This is a genomic window from Aeromicrobium sp. P5_D10, assembly GCF_054049535.1.
Genome location: NZ_JBFUME010000002.1, coordinates 266,320 through 285,736 on the forward strand (window position 1 = coordinate 266,320; position 19,417 = coordinate 285,736).

The following is a 19,417-nucleotide window of genomic DNA, read 5'->3' on the forward strand; positions in this document are numbered from 1 at the left end:
TCACGCCTTGATGGCTGTCGAAGCCAGGCGTTACTTCTTCTTCTTGACGTTCTTGACCGTGATCTTCTTGGAGCCGCTGCTCTTCTTGTAGACCGAGCCGGCCTTTGGGGTGAAGGTCGCCGAGATCGTGTACTTCTTGTTCTTGGACACCTTGGGCGCCTTGAACTTGACGCTGGCCGAGCCCTTCGACACGGTCTTGGTGTACGACTTGCCCTTGAAGGTGATCTTGATCTTGCCGGCGACGGCCGAGGCGCTGCCGCCCCGGACCCGAGCCTTGACCGTGAAGCTCTTGCCTTCCTTCACGCTGGAGGGCGCGGATACCGAGGTCGAGGTCTTGACCGTGCCGGGGTATACCTTGGCCTGAGCGGGGCTGGTGAAGGCCAGCGCACCGAGGATGAGTCCGAAGGTGGCGAAGAGTGCGACGAGGGTCTTCTTCATGGCAGTTCCTTTTCTTGGTGCACTAGCCGAGTCTGTTCAAGAAATTCGTGAACCGTCTGGAGAAAAAAACAATAGCGAACTCAGACCGGTGTAAACGACTGTGATCAAGAAAAGTTATTGCAAAGCGGAGTGATCTCGGTCACATTTCTTGCGGCTTTGGCTCCCGCTTGCCTTTGCGGGAGCTCGGCTTCGCATCTGACGGCCCGTAGCCGTAACCGTAGCCATATCCGTAGGCGTCACTGGCCGAAGCCTTGACCATCGACAAGATGATGCCCGACGTGTGTGCACCGACGGCCTCCAGACGGGCTTGTGCAGCCGTGATCTGATCGACCGTGGTCTTGCTGTGACGAACCACCAACAGGGCGCCGTCGGCCTGGGCCGCGATCAGGGCGCCGTCGGTGACAGGCAGCAAGGGCGGCGAATCGATCAAGACGATGTCGAACTCTTCGCGCAGGTCCGCCAGCAACGTCGACATCGCCTTGGACTTCAGCAACTCGGCTGGATTGGGCGGTGTCGCGCCGCTCGCGAGCACCGTGAGGTTCGGGTGAGTGGTCGGCTGCAGTGCGTCCTTGAGTTCGACGCGCCCGACCAGGACCGTGGTCAGTCCGACGGTCGGCTCCAACCGCAGATACTCGCTGACCTTGGGACGGCGTAGGTCGGCTTCGATCAACACGACCCGCTCCCCGCCTTCTGCCAGCACCAACGCCAGGTTGACGGCCGTGGTGGTCTTGCCCTCGCTCGGCAGCGAGCTGGTGACGACGAAGACCTTGTGGTCTTGATCCGGGTCGACGAACTGCAGATTGGTGCGCAGCACCCTGAAGGCCTCGGTGCGCGGGGCGTACGTGTCGAGCGCTGTCACGAGCGGGGTGTCGACAGCCTGGCTGTCGAAGCCGATCGCGCCCAGTACCGGGGCGTCGATGATGGCGCCGAGTTGTTTGGTCGATTTGATAGTCGAATCGAACGTTTCGCGCAGCACCGCGATTCCGGCACCGACCAGCAATCCCAGTGCCAACCCGATGACGAGATTGCGCTTCGGATTGGGCGAGATCGGCGATTCGGACAGATTGGCCGGATCGACGATGGTGGCCTTGATCGTCGCCTCGTCCTTGCCGGGAGGGGTCTCGAGCACGGCGACATAGGCCACGAACTCTTCTGAAACGGTATTCGCCAGCACCCGGGCACGTTCGGGCGAAGGGTCGGTGACCTTGACAGTCAAGATGACGGTGTCGAGTGCTGACGAGGCGGAGATCTGCTTGGCGAGTTCTCGTGGATCCTCCTCCAGGCGGAGTTTCTCGGTCACCCTGCGGGCGATGACTTCGCCGGTGAGCAGATTGGCATATGACTTGACGCGTTGCAGCGAGAACTGGCCGCCCTGATTGGCCTGGACGTCGTCGGCGGCGCTGGAGGTCGAGACGAACAATCTGACCGACGACGTGTACTGAGGTGTCGAGGCCCAGGTCAGTGCGGCGGCGATGCCGAGGGTGATCAGACCGCACAGTGCGATCGACACCCAGCGCGTCCGAGCGATCCTCAAGTAGTCACGCAGGTCCACGGGAGCTCCGTCCAAGCTGGGTAGGTCGCGAATCAGTGTGTGAGTGTATCCGGGGGCGTGGTGAGAGGTCGGGACGAGTGCGGTGGGAGCGGCCCTGTCGGTCAACGCGGTCCTCGCGACCTTCTCTCGAACCGACGCGTGCGTACCGAAGCACCAGGTACCAGGCGTAGATCACGAAAACGTTCTCGATGCGAAGAAGAATGCCTTCTGAGTTGAAGTACGCGGACACCGAGATCAAGAAGGCGATCTCCGGGTAGCGCTTGAGCTGGAAGAGATGCAAGACCGATGATCCGAATGCGTACACGTACAGGGTAGTCAGGACGACACCTCCTCCAACCAGTAGGTGGAGGTAGGAGTTGTCGACGGTGCGCACTGCCAGAACATAGGAGGAGAACTGCTTGACCGACGTACTCAAGACGAAACTGTCGAGGCTCACGTTCTGCAGGAACAGGCTGATCAACTGCGGCCGATAGCTGAAGAACTTGTCTGCTGCGGGGTTGCTGGCCAAGCTCGCGAGGAAGAACGAGATGGCGATGAAGATGACCGGCATGGCCGCCGTGGCACCTCGGAACAGCGGCCACGTGGAGAACAACGGGACGAGCCATAGGAGAACCACGAAGATCAGGAAGGCGAAATATCCGCCTCGGGCGTCAGTCTGCAGGTACAGGTACGTCGTGATGGTTAGGCAGGCCGCGAGTACGAGTTGCCGCCGCCTCAGACGGTACTTGTACGAATACAGCGTCGCCATGGTGGCCGCACCGTAGACGACATTGAAGAAGAATGGGACTCCCTGAGTTCCGAACGTGGCCCTGCTTCTGTAGTCCAGAACCACGTTGTGGGTCACGCCCGCGGCAAGGAAGGCGAAAATCAGTCCGAATGACACCAGCGCGCCGAACACCACGGCGCGTTCGGCATCGCGTTCGGGAATCGACCACAGCAGCGGCACGATGAGAAATACGAAAACGTATGACAGCTGATCCGGATTGCTGCGTAGCAGCATGAGCCCGCACGACAGAAGCGTCGCGCACACGAGCCACCGGGGCAGTTTCGTACCGTCGAGAAGCGCGGCAAAGCCTGCGAGTAGCAGAACGCCGGCCCTCACGATGTTCTTCAGTGGCGACGCCTCGTCGGTCACGACAGTTTGGATCACGACGGCGTTGACCGCGATCGCGACCAAGCAGACGTACGCGACTCGCCGCATGGCGGTGAACCCCAGCCGTGACTGTGTCAACGGGGCGGGCGCGGTCGTACCGGCGTCGTACGGCTGCGGAGTTGTGGATTCCATGGGGGTCGATCGTCTCAATGTCTGTCCTGCTCGGGATGAGACGGGGCGGCCAGCGCGTGTGAGAACGGGGATCTCCCCTCCGCCCTGATGAGTGACAGCATCGTCTTCGTTGCGTCCCGAGTGTGGATCAGTCCGATCCATTCGCTGGCATCTTTGCGCTGATCAGAACTGCCGGGCAGCCGCCCCAGCACCTCGGCCGACCAGGCTGAGAACTCGTCTTCAGTGGCGATCAAAGGGCCCGCGAGATGATTAAGAACCTCGGGTGTCCAGACCCCGCGGCCCTGAAGGTACTCGTCCAGGTCAGGGAAGAAGTACGCGATGGGCCGGTCAAGGAGCAGGTAGTCAAACAGCACGCTGGACACATCGGTGATGAGTCCAGCAGATCTGCCAAGCACTGAATAGAGCGAAGCGCCGACCTGGAAAAGGTCCGAATCGTCGATCGTCGTGGCGCCCACGACACCGCGTGACATGGAGTCGGCGGGGTGGGCCTTCACCACGAACTGGATCCCGTGGGTCGCCAGCACATCGGCACCTGCCGTGATCAGGTTTCCGAGGGCCTCGTCCTGAGTCAGATCTCCTGCATCGCGATAGGTGCGGTCCACGCCGCTGACAACAGAGTTCCGGAAGCTTGGCATCCACACGACGAAAGGCATGGCCGGATCGATGCTCATTTGCCGGAGCTTCTCGTCACTGCACGGACGAAAAAGCTCATCATTTCGCGGATAGCCCGAAAGGATGATGTCCTCTTCCTTGAGCAGTGTTGCTTTCGCGAAGTATGCGGAGTATTGCCGTGTACATGCAATCAGGTAATCAGCAGGCTTGCCGCCGACGCGCCTTCCCGGGAAGGGAGTTGTGCTGTCCTTGATACCTTCGCCGTGCCAGAGATTGAAGGTCGGCTTCCGGCGAACTGTCCGGGGAATGCCGTACAGGCCGTGGGTGAAGAACACCGCTTCTGCTCGAATGTAGAGCCACATGCCCGGCAACGAGAGTCTGCGCACCGATCGAATTGCGCCGGGATCGAGCCCTAGCTCCTGGCAGTACTCGTTGCTGGGAGCATCGAGCCACACCACCTCACCCGCGTAGCGTTGAAGCAGCCCGCGAACCGTTTCGACGACATTGCCTTCGGTGCTGGGGAAGCCGAACAGTACGACGTGTCGGCGTGCGGGCGTCATCGCGCGAAGAATCCAGAGCAGCGTCGGCACGACCCATCGGCCCAAGAGTTGCTTCGCCACGGTGGTTGCCCTTTCGTCGTAGTTGGAAGTGCGGCAAGATGCGCGGAGGCCTCAGCCTGGCACGGAGACCGAGCCGCCCACGCCGCGTCCTTCGTGTCGTCTTCGCAGATAGGCCGTGAGAGCAAGGGCCGATTGGAGAGCAGACGTCAGAGCGATCGCCCAGGCAGCTCCGGACGTACCGGCGATCCAGTAGCCGAGGAAGAACAGCGGGACCATGAGTGCTGCGGGATAGAGGCGGAGCGAGAGGGTGGCCCGAGGGTCCACGATGCGCAGCGCTAAGAACGCCACCGTCGAGATACTGGTGAACGCTGTCTGGACACCGATGGGAACGACGAAATCTCGCGCCAATGTCCAGGTATCGCCGAGGAGGCGTTCACCGATGCCCTGAGGCAGGAGCCACAGGACTGCTGTCAACGTCAGACACGCGACAAGGAGACCTCCGGCCATCAGCAGGAGAGCGGTGTCTCGCCGTGAAGCGCGGACAGCGCTGATCACGGGTGCGCCGAACGAGGTCGTGGCGAGGACCACGACCGTCAACGGTCCGAACAGGGTCGTTGCTCCGCGAAATGCGCCAGTCGCGCTGAGGCCGGCCAACACCCCGAGGATCAGTATCAGCGTCTGGCTTGATGCGCGTAACGCCAGGAACTCCCAGATGAAGCGATATCCCAGATAGGTCCGCGCCCGAAAACGCGCAAGCGTAGGGCGCGGTAGGGCGGGCTCGATGAACCGCGCCGCGGCGAACACCCCTGACAAGCTGCCCGCCACAGTCCAGATTGCGATGAATGCTGTGGGCGAAGGATCAATATCTGCAAGGTGAAGACCGGCGATACCGACGGCACCGAGTCCCAGCCAGGCCGCGTCCGCGATGACCGCGATGTGCATCGAATGGAGCAATGATGCGCAGTACCGCACAGTGTCCTGAACGAGCAGCAAGGGTATGGTCGCGCTCAGGACAAGAAGCGACGATCGCAGATCCCCGAACAGCCAAGCGGCGGCGAAGACCAGCAGGCCTAATCCGAGCCCCAGACAGACCGCGAACAGCAGGGCGTCGCGGCATCGTGCAAGCGTCACAGGTGGTGTTTCGCGGGTCAACACCAGTTCTTGACCGATGATCGCTTGAGCGCAGGCGACCAGGAGTCCGGCCACGATGAACGTCGCTGAAAATGCGCCGAAGTCACCGGGCGACAGAGCGACAGCGGCGACGATGACCACGCCGAAGTTCGTGACACTTGAAATGCCCTGGTCGACGACTCCGAGAACTGCATTGGTCTTTGGCCGGTGCGGACGCCCGGACACCATGGATCGCCTCGTCATAGGCGGCCCTCGTGTCGTCGTCGCTCCATGGAGGCGCCAGTCATCTCAGACGGGCGCGGACGCGACGGACGACGTTCAGCACCGACCCCGCGAAAGCCAGGGCGAGGCTTCGTAGGTGAGGAAGCGACCAGAACCGGGCCCGTCGATGAGAGTCGGCGTGACGTGTCGTGGGGGTACCTCGCAATGCCTCCAAATATCCGTACCCGTGCTCCACGTCCGGTTCGAGGTACGCGCCTTCGGCCCACTCGTTCCATGCATTGACGAACATCAGGCCATGATCCCCGCGGGCAGTGGACTCTTTCTCGCGGGCCTGCTCTACCCAGCAGGAGAATTTCTCGGGTGTCGCTCCCACGTAGACGGTGGCCTTCGATTGACGGCGTGCGGTGTTGTCCCAGCCGGGGACGACACTTCGATATCGGATGAAATCTGGCTCGGGGCGCACTGCGAAGTACCGAGCGAGACGTTCGTACGACATCAGGCGGCCGCTGAAGTCGCGGGCAACCCCGCGGATCGGCGCCAGTGCCGAGGTCCGCAGAGTGTTGGCACCGACCGGCGGGAACTCGACGGCCGCGTCGAATCCCAGGGCCAGCGGATCCACACCGTGCGTTGTTTCGGCCGCGACGAGGTGCACGCCTGGGAGGCCAGCTTGTTCGGCGCGTCTGCGGAAGGTCTCAGCGAAGGCGCGGGGATCAGGAATGATGTCAGCGCGGTGCACCACCAAGATCGGCTCCCCATCTTGTCGCAGATAGTGCGGAGCTTGGAAGTGCGGGAGCAGGTCGTCAAATAGATCATCGGCGTAGCCCGGCGCGTAGCCTTGCGGCATCAGGACATCTCGGGTCTTCCCGTCCCACCGTCGGGTCCAACTCTCGTTCGCCCACGACAGGCAGTACGGCAGCAGGGTTCGGTCTGTCCGCCAGGCCTCCACGGGTCGCTCGAGCAGTCGCTGCCCGTCGAACCAGTAGTAGTACATGCAGAAGGCTTCGACCCCATATTGCAGAGCCAGATCACTTTGCTGTCGATAGACGGCCGGGTCGGTCAGGCTGTACTCGCCGAGCGCGGGCACCCGGGGATGCACGTGGCCTTCGAATTGTGGCTTGGCCCTCCGGACGTTGGTCCATTCGGTGAAACCTTCGCCCCACCACTCGTCGTTCTCGGGAATCGCGTGGAATTGGGGAAGATAGAAGGCGACGGTTCTCATGTGCTGAGCAACTCCTGCGGGGGCGTCAAGGCTGGTCTGAAGAGAGGCGAGATATCGCAGGCGCAGGTCACGCGACCGGCTCCCACAGGCGCCGGAAAAGTTCGCCGTAGCCCTTACGCTCCAACCGGCTGGATCGCGCGGCCGCCGACCAACCTGAGCGCAGCAGTTCGGGGTGATCTCGGTAGAAGGTCCGCATGGAGTCGAGCTCGTACCGCCAAGCCGGTGTGTTGACCTGCATCGTCGCGCGCTGCCACGAGTGGATCCAGCGGACCCGGGGATCCAGGACGACGGACAGTCCGTTTCGCCACGCGCGTAAGCCCAGTTCATGGTCCTCGTAGTAGAGGAAATAGGACTCATCCCATCCTCCGAGATCGCGCACGGTATCTGTCCGTCCCGCAACCGCAGCCCCCATGGCCCAGGCGCAGTAGGTCGGCACAGCCAGACCGGTGCGGGCGTAGTCGTGGCCTCGATCGGTTTCCGGGCGAAGGCGGTTCCGCACTTTTGCCGAAAGGAATGGAATGCCTCGCGCGTTGGGCTGCTCCGAGCCGTCGCTGTAGAGCAGTTGCGGCGTGACGAGTCCGCCGGTTGCGTCGACAGTTTCGGCCAGGGTTCGCTGCCAGCTCGTGCCGCTGATGGAGACGTCTGGATTCACGAAGACGACATACGGGGTGCGAACCGCAGCCAGACCGAGATTGTTGGCCACGGAGAATCCGTGATTGCCGCCCGATGGGATGACGCTGTCGGCCATCTGCGAGGCCAGTTCAACTGTTTTATCGCGTGAATCGTTGTCCACCACGATCCAGTGGAAGTTGCGGTCGGCCGGATCCGCGGGCCAGTGCGCCCGCAGGTGTTCGGCGCTGTTGTAGGTGACGGTGATGACGGACCACTGCTTGTTCATCGGGTTGTTCATCGATCAGTAAGCTCCGCTCGACTGCAGGACGGCACGAACCGTCCGCCACAAGATCATGAGATCGCCGATCATCGACCAGTTCTCGACGTACCTGACATCGAGTCGGATCGCCTCTTCCCAGGCCAGGTCGGACCGTCCTGACACTTGCCACAATCCCGTCATTCCAGGGCGAACCCGAAGTCGCCGGTGAGCTGCATCGTCGTAGAGCTCGACTTCGGCAGCGCGTTGTGGGCGGGGCCCGACCAGGCTCATATCGCCTTTCAGGACGTTGACGAGTTGGGGTAGTTCATCGATCGAGAAGCGGCGTAGGAATGCGCCGATCGGGGTGATGCGCGGGTCGTTCGTGATCTTGAACAAAGGTGTGTCCGCTGTTCCCTGCTCGGCGAGGAGCGAATCGAGTTCGCGGTCTGCGCCGGTACGCATCGAACGAAACTTCAGCATCTTGAACGGTTTGCCGTTTCGCCCGATGCGCTCTTGGCGGTAGAACACGGTTCCGCGGCTGCTGACCTTCACCGCGAGCGCTGTGCCGAGCAGCATCGGCGAGAGCATGAGAAGTAGGAGAGCAGCCCCGCATCGGTCGAAGAGTGCCTTGGGCCAGTTGCCTGCCGAGGCGTACTGCGGCTCCTCCAGATGCAGGAATGACATGTCGGCGATGCCCCGCATATGCAGACGCGCACCCGTGATGTCGATCATGTTGGGCGAGACCATCAAGTCGATGCCCGCGGCTTCGAGTAGCCACATCAGATCACGGAGTCCCTCATGGCCGAGGAATTCGGTGTCAGTGACGATCACAGTGTTGGCATCGGAGATCGTGAGGGCGTCGTTCAGGGCGCGCTCGGTTCCCAATACCGGGATTGAGCGGTGGGCGATCTCCAGCTTTTCGTCCGAGCTGTATCGACGGTCAGGGACCCACACCCCGGTGACCCGGAAGCCGGCGGCCGGATTGGAATCGAATGCCTGGGCGATACTGCTCGACGAGCGCACCCCGCCGATCGTGAGCACTCGTGCCATCCCGTGGCCCCGAACCCGCTGATTACACAACCAGACGCGCCAGATCTTGCGAGTCAGGAGCAGGCCGACGATTCCGACCGGGAAGGCGATGGCCAGGTAGCCGCGGGAAAGATCTGCCTTGAACAGCAGGGAGACGATTGCGAGCAGACTGAAGGTGAAGACAGTGGCACGCACGACCCGTCGGTACTCCTCGGCGTCATCGCCGAAGAGTCGTAGATCGCGGCTGCGGAAGGCGATCAGGCTCAACCACCAGATGGCGACGATGATGATGCCGAGAGTGTTGTAGGTGAGGCCGAGCAGTCCCTGTCCGTCGGTTTGTCCGGTGTCGCCGAATCTCACGACCAGCGCGATCAGGACGGCGATCGACAGTACGAGTAGATCGGACAGTGCCAGTCGTGCAGCGTGACGGCGGTCCCACGCATCGCGGGCAACATGTACGTCGGGGGGCGCGCCGAGTCGGAGTCGTCGTCTACCGGGGCCGCCATTTTGTCGGCGATCGGTTCTGCGCCTCTCCACCAGCGCAGGGTCTACTTGCTGCGTCACGTCTCTCCCTCGTAATCCGGCTCATCGAGCCAGAGCAGCCAGCCGGATCCCCTGCCACTCCCATAGCAGCGGTCCGTAGGTGACACCGTATTGTTAAATCGACTCTGGATAGCGCAAATAAATAAATATTTCACCAGGCGTTCTGTGATGTACGTCATATCTGTTCACCTGCAGTTGCTAATGGGAGAGGTCGGGACAGATTTGTCGGCAGTAGGTCGGGGATCTGTGCCGACCATCGACAGACGGAGAAATTGACTGCTGTGACGAGCCGTTAGGCTCATGGTGTGACCACGAAGATTGCCGTTGTTGGGCTGGGCTATGTCGGACTCTCCATCGCTGTCCTGCTCTCGCAGCGCCACGAGGTCGTGGGTCTGGAGATCGACGCCGACAAGCTGCGTGACCTCGAGGTCCGCCGGAGCCCGATCCAGGATGCCGAGATCGAACGCTTCTTGGCCCGTGACGACTTGCAGCTGACGTTCACGAGCGATCCGGCCGTCGCCTACGCCGATGCCGAGTTCGTCGTGATCGCGACACCTACCGACTACGACGTCGACAACAACTACTTCAACACCAAGACGGTCGAGAGTGTCATCAGCGATGTGACGAGCCGCCAGCCGTCCGCGACGATGGTCATCAAGTCGACGATTCCGGTGGGCTTCGTCCTCGACGCCCGCGAGCGACTCGGCACCGAGAACATCATCTTCTCCCCGGAGTTCTTGCGCGAAGGCAAGGCGCTCTACGACAATCTGCACCCTTCGCGCATCGTGGTGGGCGAGCAGAGTGACCGTGCCCGGCGGTTCGCCGATCTGTTGATGGAGGGCGCCGAGGACAAGGGTTGCCCCGTGCTGCTCACCGAGCCCACCGAGGCCGAAGCGATCAAACTGTTCGCCAACACGTACCTGGCGATGCGGGTGGCCTTCTTCAACGAGCTCGACTCATTCGCGATCAGCCACGGTCTGGAGACTCGGCAGATCATCGACGGCGTTGGCCTGGATCCGCGTATTGGCACCCACTACAACAATCCGTCATTCGGCTATGGCGGTTACTGCCTGCCCAAGGACACCAAGCAGCTCCTGGCCAACTACCAAGACGTGCCGCAAACGCTGATCAGTGCGATCGTCGATGCCAATCGAACCCGCAAGGATTTCATCGCCGAAGACATCCTGTTGCGTCAGCCCAAGGTCGTCGGCATCCACCGGCTCATCATGAAAGCCGGATCCGACAACTTCCGGGCCAGCAGTGTGCAGGGCATCATGAAGCGGCTCAAGGCCAAGGGCATCGAAGTCGTCCTCTACGAGCCCGAGCTGACCGATGACGAGTTCTTCCACTCCAAGATCATCCGCGATCTCGACGAGTTCAAGCGCATCGCCGACGTCATCGTCGCCAATCGGCTTGTCGACGAACTGGAAGACGTGCGGGCCCGGGTCTACACGCGGGACTTATTCGGCTCCGACTGATCGCGCTTACCGGTGCCCGGCTTTCTGGCCGGTTTGTCGGCAGTCGACGACTTATCGCGTTCGGCCAAGCCGTACTCGGCTCGGATGGTTGCTTGCGCCTCGGCCAACTCCCTGACCAGACGCGCTTTATCCCCCTCGAATGACATGTGCTGATCATAGGGGCAGCCAAACGGTTTTGGTGAGCCTAAGTCAGCGCTGCAGTGCGAATTGCAGCAGAAAGTCCCGTTCGATCCGGGCCTTTTTGCCCTGTGCCTACCGAAGAAGTCGTTTTGCTGCGCCACGCACCGTCCTTCCGACAGGATTTGGTCCATGCGCGTTCACTCCCTCAATTGCGGCACATTCGATCCGCCGCTCGCCGGATCCATCGTGTGTCATGTGCTGTTGTGCGAGACCTCCGAAGGGCTAGTGCTCGTCGACACCGGTCTCGGCTTGGCCGACTACGCCGATCCCAAGAGTCGTATGGGTCCGGTCCGCGCCCTCCTGCGTCCGACCTCAGGTGACGGCGACACGGCTCTGCGACAGATTGAGGCTCGGGGTCACAGCGCATCCGACGTCAGTCACATCGTGGTGACGCATCTTGATTTCGACCACATCGGAGGGCTTTCAGACTTCCCTGACGCGCAGGTCCACACGACGGCCGACGAACATGCCGCGGCCGTGACAGCTCCGGATTTTCGCGACAAGCAGCGTTACCGTCCGGTGCAATGGGCCCACGGACCGAGATTCGTGCTGCATGAGGGGCGCGGAGATCTTTGGCAGCACGACCTCACGGGTCATGAGGTGCTGCCCGGCATCACACTCGTGCCGATGCCCGGTCACTCTCGGGGCCATGCCGCCGTGGCGGTGCAGTCGAGCGGGCCGCGAGGTGAAGAGTTGCTGGTGCATGCCGGCGACGCAGCGTTCGATGCCTCGTCCTATGCCGACACCTCGCCGTCAGGCACACCCCTGGCCAAGACCCGCACCATGCGGATCTTCGAATCGACGGTCGGCCGGGACCGGCGGGCCATCAAAGCCAACCACCAGATCCTGCGCAGACTCAACGACACTGCGGGCGTCACGGTGTTCCCGGCACACGACGAGCGCATCCTCGACGACATGATGGACGCCTGAATCCGGTCAGGCGGCGCCGGGAGTGAGTCGCCCCACGTTTGATGGGATCCGACTCATCGGTCACCTAATATGGTTGCAACAAGCAATCGCTTGTCCATGTGTTCGTGAAAGTTTTTGTCTGTGCCTACCGCCGGCCGCCGTACCCATTACTGGCTGACCTTTGCCGTCCTTGCCGTTGCCGTGTCCTCGTACTCGCTGATGCAGTCGCTGACCGTTCCCGTGCTTTCGGAGATCGAAGCGCAGATGGACACCGACCAGAACACCGTCACGTGGGTCCTGACCGCGTACTTGCTGTCGGCTTCGGTCTTCACCCCCATCATGGGACGCCTCGGCGATGCGTACGGCAAACAGCGACTGCTGGTCATCTCGCTCGCGGCTCTCGCGGCGGGATCGATGGTGGCGGCGCTTGCTCCTTCGATCGGCGTGCTGATCCTCGCCCGCGTGATCCAAGGGATGGGCGGCGGTGTCTTGCCATTGGCCTTCGGCATCATCCGTGACGAGTTCCCGATCGCGAAGATCGGCGGAGCCGTCAGCATCGTCTCATCGTTGCTGGCCGTCGGATTCGGCGCCGGTATCGTGCTCGCCGGTCCCATCACGTCGACCCTGGGTTACCACTGGCTCTTCTGGCTTCCGTTCATCGTCACGTCCACCGCAGCGGTCGTCTCGATCCTCGTCGTGCCGGAGTCGCCGGTCCGCACACCTGGTCGTATTGCCGTCCTGCCGGTTCTGCTGCTGTCGGGTTGGCTCGTTGCTCTCCTGCTGGGACTCAGCCAGGCACCCAAGTGGGGCTGGGGCTCGCCAGGAACTATCGGCCTGCTGGTGCTCGCGGTGATCCTCGCGGTCAGCTGGATCTTCGTCGAGTTGCGCGTCGATGTTCCGCTGATCGACATGAAGATGATGCGGCTTCCCGGCGTGTGGACGACCAACCTCGTGGCGCTGCTCGTGGGCACGGGCATGTACGCCTCATTCGGATTCATCCCGCAGTTCAACCAGACGCCCAGCGACAGCGGCTACGGCTTCGGCTCATCGATCACCGAATCGGGGCTCCTGATGTTGCCGTCTGCGGTCATGACCTTCCTCACCGGACTCATCGCGGCTCCGATTGCCCGACGGATCGGGCCGAAGACGGTCGTGGTCTTCGGTTCGGCTCTGGGCGCGGCCGGCATGTTCCAACTGGCCCTGTTCCACGACGAGAAGTGGCAGGTCGCCTTGGCCAATGGCATCACCGGCACCGGCATCGGTCTGGCGTTCGCCTGTCTGGCGGGTCTGATCGTCGCGGCAGTCACGCCGGCGCAGACCGGTGTCGCGAGCGGTATGAACGCCAATATCCGCACGATCGGCGGCTCGGTGGGTACCGCGATCATGGCCAGCATCGTGACCGCGCACTATCTGCCCAACGGCTTTCCGAAGGAGATCGGCTACACCGCCGGCTTCGCGGTGTTGGCCGCGACCTTGCTGGCAGCGGCGATCGCCGGACTGGCCATCCCGTCGATGTCGGAGAAGAAGATCGAAGACACCATCGATCAGGAGCGCATCGATCGCGAGCTCGCGATCATGGGCGCCTGAGCGGACGGTTCCTCGATGAACAGTCGATCGGATGGGGTGAGCGCTCGCCGGACGGTCGCGGTCCTCGCAGTCGGTGTCGCATCGTTCGGACTACTTCAATCGCTGATCATCCCGGTCCTGTCGCAGGTCCAGGACCGGTTCGACACCGATCAGTCCACCGTGACCTGGGTGCTGACGTCATATCTGCTGTCGGCCGCCGTGGCGACCCCGTTGATCGGCCGTATCGGTGACGCTGTCGGCAAGCAACGCATGCTTGTCGTGACGCTCTCGCTGCTGTCGTTCGGCTCGGCCATGGCGGCGCTCGCGCCCAGCATCGAATGGATGATCGCGGCCCGGGTCGTGCAGGGTCTCGGCGGCGGTGTGCTGCCACTGTCGTTCGGGATCATCCGCGACGAGGTGTCGCGGGAACGCTCGGGCACGGCTGTCGGCATGGTGGCATCGCTGCTGTCGGCGGCGTTCGGCATCGGCATCGTGCTGGCCGGTCCCATCGTCGAGGTGCTCGGCTACACCTGGTTGTTCTGGCTGCCGGCTATCGCGACGGGCCTGGCCGCGCTGGGCGCCGTGCTGTTCATCCCCGAGTCGCCGGTCCGACTGTCGGGGCGTATCAGCATCGTGCCGGCGATACTGCTGTCGGGTGGTCTCGTCGCCTTGCTGATGGGGATCAGCGAAGGGAATGATCGTGGGTGGGCCTCGGTCACGATTGTGGGCCTCTTCTGTGCCGCGGTCGTGCTGCTGTTCGGCTGGATCATGGCGGAACGCCACGCCGCGGTGCCGCTGATCGATATCGATCTGATGCGATTGCGAGGGGTGTGGACCTCCAATATCGTCGCCTTCGTCGCCGGCTTCGGTACCTTCGCGTCACTGGGCTTCCTGCCGCAATTGCTGCAGACGCCGGTCGAGTCGGGATACGGCTTCGGTGACACGATCTCGCAGTCCGGGTGGGTTCTGTTGCCGTCGTCGGCCACTGCGTTCGTGATGGGATTCGTCGCCCCGCGTTTGGCGCGGTCGTTCTCGGCCCGTGGGGTCATCTGTGCCGGTTTGGTCGCGAATGTGTTCGCATTCGGCGGGGTCGCACTGTTCCACGACGAAACCTGGCAGCTGGCTGCGTGGATGGTGTTGCAAGGTGTGGGCGTCGGCTGTGTCGTCTCGACCCTGGCTGGGGTCGTGCTCAGTTCGGTGCCTGCCGAGCAGACCGGGGTCGCCAGCGGACTCAATGCCAATATCCGGCTGATCGGCGGATCCATCGGATCGGCGATGATGGGCGGCGTGATCACCGCCCGTGTCGGCGCAGGAGGCTTCCCCCTCGAGGTGGGTTACCGCGATGGATTCCTGGTGCTGTCAGCGGCAGCGGTCGTGGCTGCCGGCACGGCACTGCTCATTCCGCGGGTGCCCGGACATGTGTCGGAGTCGACCGCTGCCACCGGACTGCTGCGTGCTCAGCTCTGAGTGTGGCCGAGCTCTTCGACCAGATTCATGAATCTGCGTGCCGGCTCGGTACGTTCCGTGCCGCCGAGGTAGAGATCGGCCTGCTGCGCGCGGACTCCTGCGAGCGGGTCCTTGCCCAGGGCCGCGGTCAGCACGGAGTCGAGCTGCACGAGATCACGGTCGATGACATAGGCCGCCCGGGCCGATGGATGGGAGGTCCGGAAGTCCGCCGGATCGACGTACTGCGCGGCGTACATCACGAGCGGCTTGTTGCTGGCCATGAAGTCGACCACGATGCCCGAGACGTCGGAGACCATCAGATCGGCGGCGTTGAATGCCTCGATGAGCGGTTGCTGCATCGCCTCGGCACCCCACATATGTGATCCGGGCGCCGACTCCAGGAGTTCGTTGACGCGGACGATCATGGCTTCGGCTTCGACGTGGTTCTGACCGGCGAAGTGACGGCGGAAGATGACGTTGCAGCCCCGATCGAGCAGAGCCTGCACGATTCGGTCGGCCACCGCGAGCGATGAGACGTTCAAGGTGTCGTCCGCGTGGCGCCACGTCGGCGCGTAGAGGACCGTGGGGTTCTTGCGGACCCGCTTCGCGGCAGGTCTGATGCCCTCGGTCTGCGGGCGTCCGATGATGCGGATCTTGTCGGCCGGAACATCGAGACCTGCGGCGGCGAACCGGTCGATCGCAGCCTGACCCGCGACCGCGATCAGGTCGTACTGCAGGACGCGCTCGGACGCGCTGAGCGGCTTGTCGCTGTCGCCGTGGCCGAGGAAAACGTGGGTCGCCGTGGAACCGTCGATGAGGTCGGTATTGGACTTGGCGCCATGCGAGTAGAACGCGGCAGTGACGCTGGCCGGAATCTTGCCCTGGACGATGGGGGTGCCGGGATACATCGCGGCGAGCTCGCGGAACAGGCCCGGGGTGCGGGCCACGATGACCCACGGGATGCGGGTCCGTTCGATCCACGGCGACCACATGCCGATGTGCACGCCCACCTTGCCGGCGTACGGCATCGCGATCTTCGGCTGGAAAGCCTCGACCGCGGCCCGGACCTCCTTGCAGCCGGTCGCGTAGCGCCGTAGAACTGCCGAGATCATGCCCAGCGCCGCGGCGCTGAGGAATGCCGCGGCGACTTGAAACTCCGGCGCGAACAGCATCAGGGCGATCGTGACGAGGGTCGCGATCGCCGCGACGATCACCCAGATCCGGAACCGGAACGGCGGGGCGGGGCTGACCCAGGTCGGCTGACCGGGGATGTGGGCCGCGAGCGGCGGGCGTGCCTTGGCGCCGGCCAGCGCCAGGGGGGCGGTCGCCAGACCGGCAAGAAGAACGACAGCCGCCACGAAGATCACGAGTCGACCTTATCGACCCAGGAACACCGCACCGGCGCGCGGCGTTGACCTGGGCATGACACACGTCGGGTTCTTGTCCTTCGGCCACTATCAACCGGTGCCGGGTTCGCAGACCCGCACGGCCAGCGACGTTCTCCTGCAGTCGATCGATCTGGCGATCGCGGCCGAGGAGCTCGGTCTCGACGGCGCGTATTTCCGGGTGCATCACTTCGCCCGCCAGCTCGCTTCGCCCTTTCCGCTGCTGGCTGCGGTCGGTGCCCGGACCAGCAAGATCGAGATCGGTACCGGAGTCATCGACATGAGGTACGAGAACCCGCTCTACATGGCCGAAGATGCCGCTGCAGCCGACCTGATCAGCGGCGGCCGACTGCAACTTGGCATCAGCCGCGGCTCGCCGGAGACGGCGATCCGCGGTTACGAGTCTTTCGGTCATGTGCCGCTCGAGGGGATGACCGACGCCGACATGGCACGTGCGCACACCGAACTGTTCCGGGCAGCGATCGAGGGTGCGGGAGTCGTCGACTCCGATCCGCGGATGACCGGTCGGTCGGTGAGGCTTCCCGTCATGCCGCAGGCGCCGGGTCTGGCTGAGCGGATCTGGTGGGGATCAGGCAGCCGTTCGACGGCCGCCTGGACCGCGCAGCAGGGGATGAACATGATGAGTTCGACTCTGCTGACCGAAGACACCGGTGTGCCTTTCGACGAATTGCAGCTCGAACAGATCGAGATCTTCCGCGACGCCTGGGCCGAGGCGGGGTGGGAACGTACGCCGCAGGTCTCGGTCAGCCGCAGTGTGATCCCGCTGCTCGACGAGCAGGACCGGGCGTACTTCGGGGAGCGCTCCGGCGACGATCAGGTCGGCCATCTCGATGGCGGTCTGGCCCGTTTCGGCAAGTCGTATGTCGGGACGCCCGACGTCCTGGCCGAGGAGCTCGCCAAGGACGTCGCGGTGCAGGCTGCGGATTCGCTGCTGCTGACGGTGCCGAACCAGCTGGGTGTCGACTACAACACCCGACTCCTGTCGGCGCTGGCCGATCACGTCCTGCCCGCGATCGGCTGGAAGCCCCGCCCCTAAACGCAAGATGTCGGCGGTTTTACGTCCATCCCGGCGTGGGACGACGTAAAACCGCCGACATCTTGGTGGGCGGCCAGAGGCCGGGGTTACAGGCCCAGGCGGGACTTCAGGCCGTCGAGCTCGGTCCAGAGGACGGCCGGCAGGGTGTCGCCGAACTTCTCGAACCATTCGTTGATCTGCGGGATCTCGGCCGCCCATTCATCGGCGTTGACTTCCAACGCCTTGGCCAGCTGCTCTTCACTGACGTCGAGGCCGTCGGTGTCGATCGACGACGTCGGCGGCACGAGACCGATCGGGGTCTCATTGGCCGACACCTTGCCCTCGACGCGGTCGATGACGTACTTCAGGATGCGGCTGTTCTCGCCGAAGCCCGGCCACAGGAAGCCACCGTCTTCGTCGCGGCGGAACCAGTTGACGTAGAAGACCTTGGGGAACTTCGACTCGTCGTTGTTCTTGGCCATGTTGATCCAGTGACCGAAGTAGTCACCCGCGTCGTAGCCGATGAACGGCAGCATCGCCATGGGATCGCGGCGCACGACGCCGACGGCTCCGGTCGCAGCAGCAGTCGTCTCGGACGACAGGGTCGCACCCATGAACGTGCCATGGGTCCAGTCGCGGGCCTCGGTGACCAGGGGGATCGTGGTCTTGCGGCGGCCACCGAACAAGATCGCGTCGAGCGGGACGCCGTTGGGGTCGTCGTACTCGGGAGCGAGGATCGGGCACTGCTTGATCGGCGTGCAGAAGCGGCTGTTGGCGTGGCTTGACAGCTGATCGCTCTCGGGCGTCCAATCGTTGCCCTTCCAGTCGGTCAGGTGCGCCGGCGGTTCGTCGGTCATCCCCTCCCACCAGACGTCATTGTCGTCGGTCAGCGCGACGTTGGTGAATACCGAGTTGCCCTGCGCGATGGTCTTCATCGCGTTGGAGTTGGTGTCCCAGCCGGTGCCCGGCGCGACGCCGAACAGGCCGAACTCGGGGTTGACGGCGTACAGGCGGCCGTCGGCACCGACCCGGATCCAGGCGATATCGTCGCCGATCGTCTCGACCTTCCAGCCCGGGATCGTCGGCTCGACCATCGCCAGGTTGGTCTTGCCGCACGCGCTCGGGAAGCCGGCAGCGATGTACTTGACGACGCCCTCGGGGTTCGTGAGCTTCAGGATCAGCATGTGCTCGGCCATCCAGCCCTCGTCGCGGCCCATGACCGAGGCGATGCGCAGCGCGTAGCACTTCTTGCCGAGCAGGGCGTTTCCGCCATAGCTCGAGCCGTACGACCAGATCGTGCGCTCTTCGGGGAACTGCACGATGTACTTGGTGTCGTTGCAGGGCCAGGCGACATCGGCCTGCCCATCGGCGAGCGGGGCGCCGAACGAGTGCAGCGCCGGCACGTAGTCGGCATTGGTCGACTCGATCTTGTCGAGGACGTCCTTGCCGATACGGGCCATGACGGTCATCGACGCGACGACGTAAGCCGAGTCGGTGATCTCGATACCGAACATCGGGTGATCGGAGTCGAGGTGACCCATGACGAACGGGATGACGTACATCGTGCGGCCCTGCATGCAGCCGTCGTACAGGTCCGTCATGATCTTCTTCATGTCGGACGGGGCCATCCAGTTATTGGTCGGCCCGGCATCTTTCTCATCGACAGAACAGATGTAGGTGCGGTCCTCGACGCGGGCGACGTCATTGGGATCCGAGGCGCAGTAGAAGGAGTTCGGCTTCTTCTCTTCGTTGAGGCGCTTGAAGGTGCCTGCTTCGACGAGCCGGTCGGTGATGGAGACCCATTCTTCTGGGCTGCCTTCGCACCAGTAGATATCGGCCGGCTTGGTGAGGGCGGCTACTTCGTCGACCCAACTTTGCAGCTTCGTGTAGGTGGACGTGTAGTTCGTGGTCAGGGTGTCTGCAGACATGTGTGAACTTTTCCTTCTCGCGCATCG

The 19,417-nt window shown here is 63.2% G+C and carries 15 protein-coding genes; 5 read left to right on the forward strand and 10 right to left on the reverse strand.

What is annotated here, in order from left to right; translation table 11 throughout:
• Positions 1–30 precede the first annotated feature (30 nt).
• From ACXJKC_RS02975 to ACXJKC_RS03010, 8 genes are all read right to left on the reverse strand, one after another.
• Entirely contained in the window at positions 31–438 is a 408-nt protein-coding gene (locus ACXJKC_RS02975; RefSeq protein ID WP_456695183.1) for a hypothetical protein, read from the reverse strand.
• Positions 439–577: 139 nt separating this feature from the next.
• Positions 578–1,990 carry a polysaccharide biosynthesis tyrosine autokinase gene (locus ACXJKC_RS02980; protein ID WP_456695184.1) on the reverse strand — a complete coding sequence of 471 codons (1,413 nt, stop codon included), beginning with the start codon at positions 1,988–1,990 and terminating at the stop codon, positions 578–580.
• A complete protein-coding gene (locus tag ACXJKC_RS02985; protein WP_456695185.1) occupies positions 1,977–3,275 on the reverse strand; it encodes an O-antigen ligase family protein in 1,299 nt (432 codons plus the stop codon). Before ACXJKC_RS02985 ends, ACXJKC_RS02980 begins: the two co-directional genes overlap by 14 nt.
• Before the next feature lie 14 nt (positions 3,276–3,289).
• Positions 3,290–4,507, reverse strand: a complete 1,218-nt coding sequence (locus ACXJKC_RS02990; protein WP_456695186.1) for a CDP-glycerol glycerophosphotransferase family protein — start codon at positions 4,505–4,507, stop codon at positions 3,290–3,292.
• 51 nt (positions 4,508–4,558) lie between these two features.
• The gene (locus tag ACXJKC_RS02995; RefSeq protein ID WP_456695187.1) at positions 4,559–5,821 is read right to left on the reverse strand and encodes a hypothetical protein; all 1,263 of its coding nucleotides are present in this window, start codon (positions 5,819–5,821) and stop codon (positions 4,559–4,561) included.
• A 40-nt stretch (positions 5,822–5,861) separates the two neighbouring features.
• Complete coding sequence (locus ACXJKC_RS03000) at positions 5,862–7,019, reverse strand: glycosyltransferase WbsX family protein (protein WP_456695188.1); 1,158 nt, start codon at positions 7,017–7,019, stop codon at positions 5,862–5,864.
• A gap of 67 nt (positions 7,020–7,086) precedes the next feature.
• Complete coding sequence (locus tag ACXJKC_RS03005) at positions 7,087–7,917, reverse strand: glycosyltransferase (protein WP_456695189.1); 831 nt, start codon at positions 7,915–7,917, stop codon at positions 7,087–7,089.
• Positions 7,918–7,932: 15 nt separating this feature from the next.
• On the reverse strand, positions 7,933–9,483 hold the full coding sequence (locus tag ACXJKC_RS03010; protein WP_456695190.1) for a sugar transferase: 1,551 nt from the start codon (positions 9,481–9,483) through the stop codon (positions 7,933–7,935).
• A gap of 284 nt (positions 9,484–9,767) precedes the next feature.
• Here ACXJKC_RS03010 and ACXJKC_RS03015 point away from each other — a divergent pair, with 284 nt between their 5' ends.
• The 4 genes from ACXJKC_RS03015 to ACXJKC_RS03030 all read left to right on the forward strand — a co-directional run bounded on the left by ACXJKC_RS03015 (position 9,768) and on the right by ACXJKC_RS03030 (position 15,062).
• A complete protein-coding gene (locus tag ACXJKC_RS03015) occupies positions 9,768–10,940 on the forward strand; it encodes a nucleotide sugar dehydrogenase (RefSeq protein WP_456695191.1) in 1,173 nt (390 codons plus the stop codon).
• A 309-nt stretch (positions 10,941–11,249) separates the two neighbouring features.
• Positions 11,250–12,050 carry an MBL fold metallo-hydrolase gene (locus ACXJKC_RS03020; RefSeq protein ID WP_456695192.1) on the forward strand — a complete coding sequence of 267 codons (801 nt, stop codon included), beginning with the start codon at positions 11,250–11,252 and terminating at the stop codon, positions 12,048–12,050.
• A gap of 120 nt (positions 12,051–12,170) precedes the next feature.
• Positions 12,171–13,616, forward strand: coding sequence for an MFS transporter (locus ACXJKC_RS03025; protein WP_456695193.1), 1,446 nt, complete (start codon positions 12,171–12,173; stop codon positions 13,614–13,616).
• A 15-nt stretch (positions 13,617–13,631) separates the two neighbouring features.
• The gene (locus ACXJKC_RS03030) at positions 13,632–15,062 is read left to right on the forward strand and encodes an MFS transporter (protein ID WP_456695194.1); all 1,431 of its coding nucleotides are present in this window, start codon (positions 13,632–13,634) and stop codon (positions 15,060–15,062) included.
• On the opposite strand, the gene ACXJKC_RS03035 is transcribed toward ACXJKC_RS03030, so the two are convergent.
• Complete coding sequence (locus ACXJKC_RS03035; protein WP_456695195.1) at positions 15,053–16,408, reverse strand: CDP-glycerol glycerophosphotransferase family protein; 1,356 nt, start codon at positions 16,406–16,408, stop codon at positions 15,053–15,055. The genes ACXJKC_RS03030 and ACXJKC_RS03035 overlap by 10 nt on opposite strands.
• Before the next feature lie 55 nt (positions 16,409–16,463).
• Here ACXJKC_RS03035 and ACXJKC_RS03040 point away from each other — a divergent pair, with 55 nt between their 5' ends.
• Positions 16,464–17,483, forward strand: a complete 1,020-nt coding sequence (locus ACXJKC_RS03040) for an LLM class flavin-dependent oxidoreductase (RefSeq protein ID WP_456695196.1) — start codon at positions 16,464–16,466, stop codon at positions 17,481–17,483.
• Between the two features lie 86 nt (positions 17,484–17,569).
• Here ACXJKC_RS03040 and ACXJKC_RS03045 read toward each other — a convergent pair whose 3' ends face one another.
• A complete protein-coding gene (locus ACXJKC_RS03045) occupies positions 17,570–19,390 on the reverse strand; it encodes a phosphoenolpyruvate carboxykinase (GTP) (protein ID WP_456695197.1) in 1,821 nt (606 codons plus the stop codon).
• Between the last annotated feature and the right edge of the window lie 27 nt (positions 19,391–19,417).

What these genes read in the sequence shown, in the direction of transcription:
- ACXJKC_RS02975 (WP_456695183.1), bottom strand. Translation starts at nt 438, where the DNA reads ATGAAGAAGACCCTCGTCGCACTCTTCGCCACCTTCGGACTCATCCTC.
- ACXJKC_RS02985 (WP_456695185.1), bottom strand. Translation starts at nt 3,275, where the DNA reads ATGGAATCCACAACTCCGCAGCCGTACGACGCCGGTACGACCGCGCCC.
- ACXJKC_RS02995 (WP_456695187.1), bottom strand. Translation starts at nt 5,821, where the DNA reads ATGACGAGGCGATCCATGGTGTCCGGGCGTCCGCACCGGCCAAAGACC.
- ACXJKC_RS03000 (WP_456695188.1), bottom strand. Translation starts at nt 7,019, where the DNA reads ATGAGAACCGTCGCCTTCTATCTTCCCCAATTCCACGCGATTCCCGAG.
- ACXJKC_RS03005 (WP_456695189.1), bottom strand. Translation starts at nt 7,917, where the DNA reads ATGAACAAGCAGTGGTCCGTCATCACCGTCACCTACAACAGCGCCGAA.
- ACXJKC_RS03020 (WP_456695192.1), top strand. Translation starts at nt 11,250, where the DNA reads ATGCGCGTTCACTCCCTCAATTGCGGCACATTCGATCCGCCGCTCGCC.
- ACXJKC_RS03030 (WP_456695194.1), top strand. Translation starts at nt 13,632, where the DNA reads ATGAACAGTCGATCGGATGGGGTGAGCGCTCGCCGGACGGTCGCGGTC.
- ACXJKC_RS03040 (WP_456695196.1), top strand. Translation starts at nt 16,464, where the DNA reads ATGACACACGTCGGGTTCTTGTCCTTCGGCCACTATCAACCGGTGCCG.
- ACXJKC_RS03045 (WP_456695197.1), bottom strand. Translation starts at nt 19,390, where the DNA reads ATGTCTGCAGACACCCTGACCACGAACTACACGTCCACCTACACGAAG.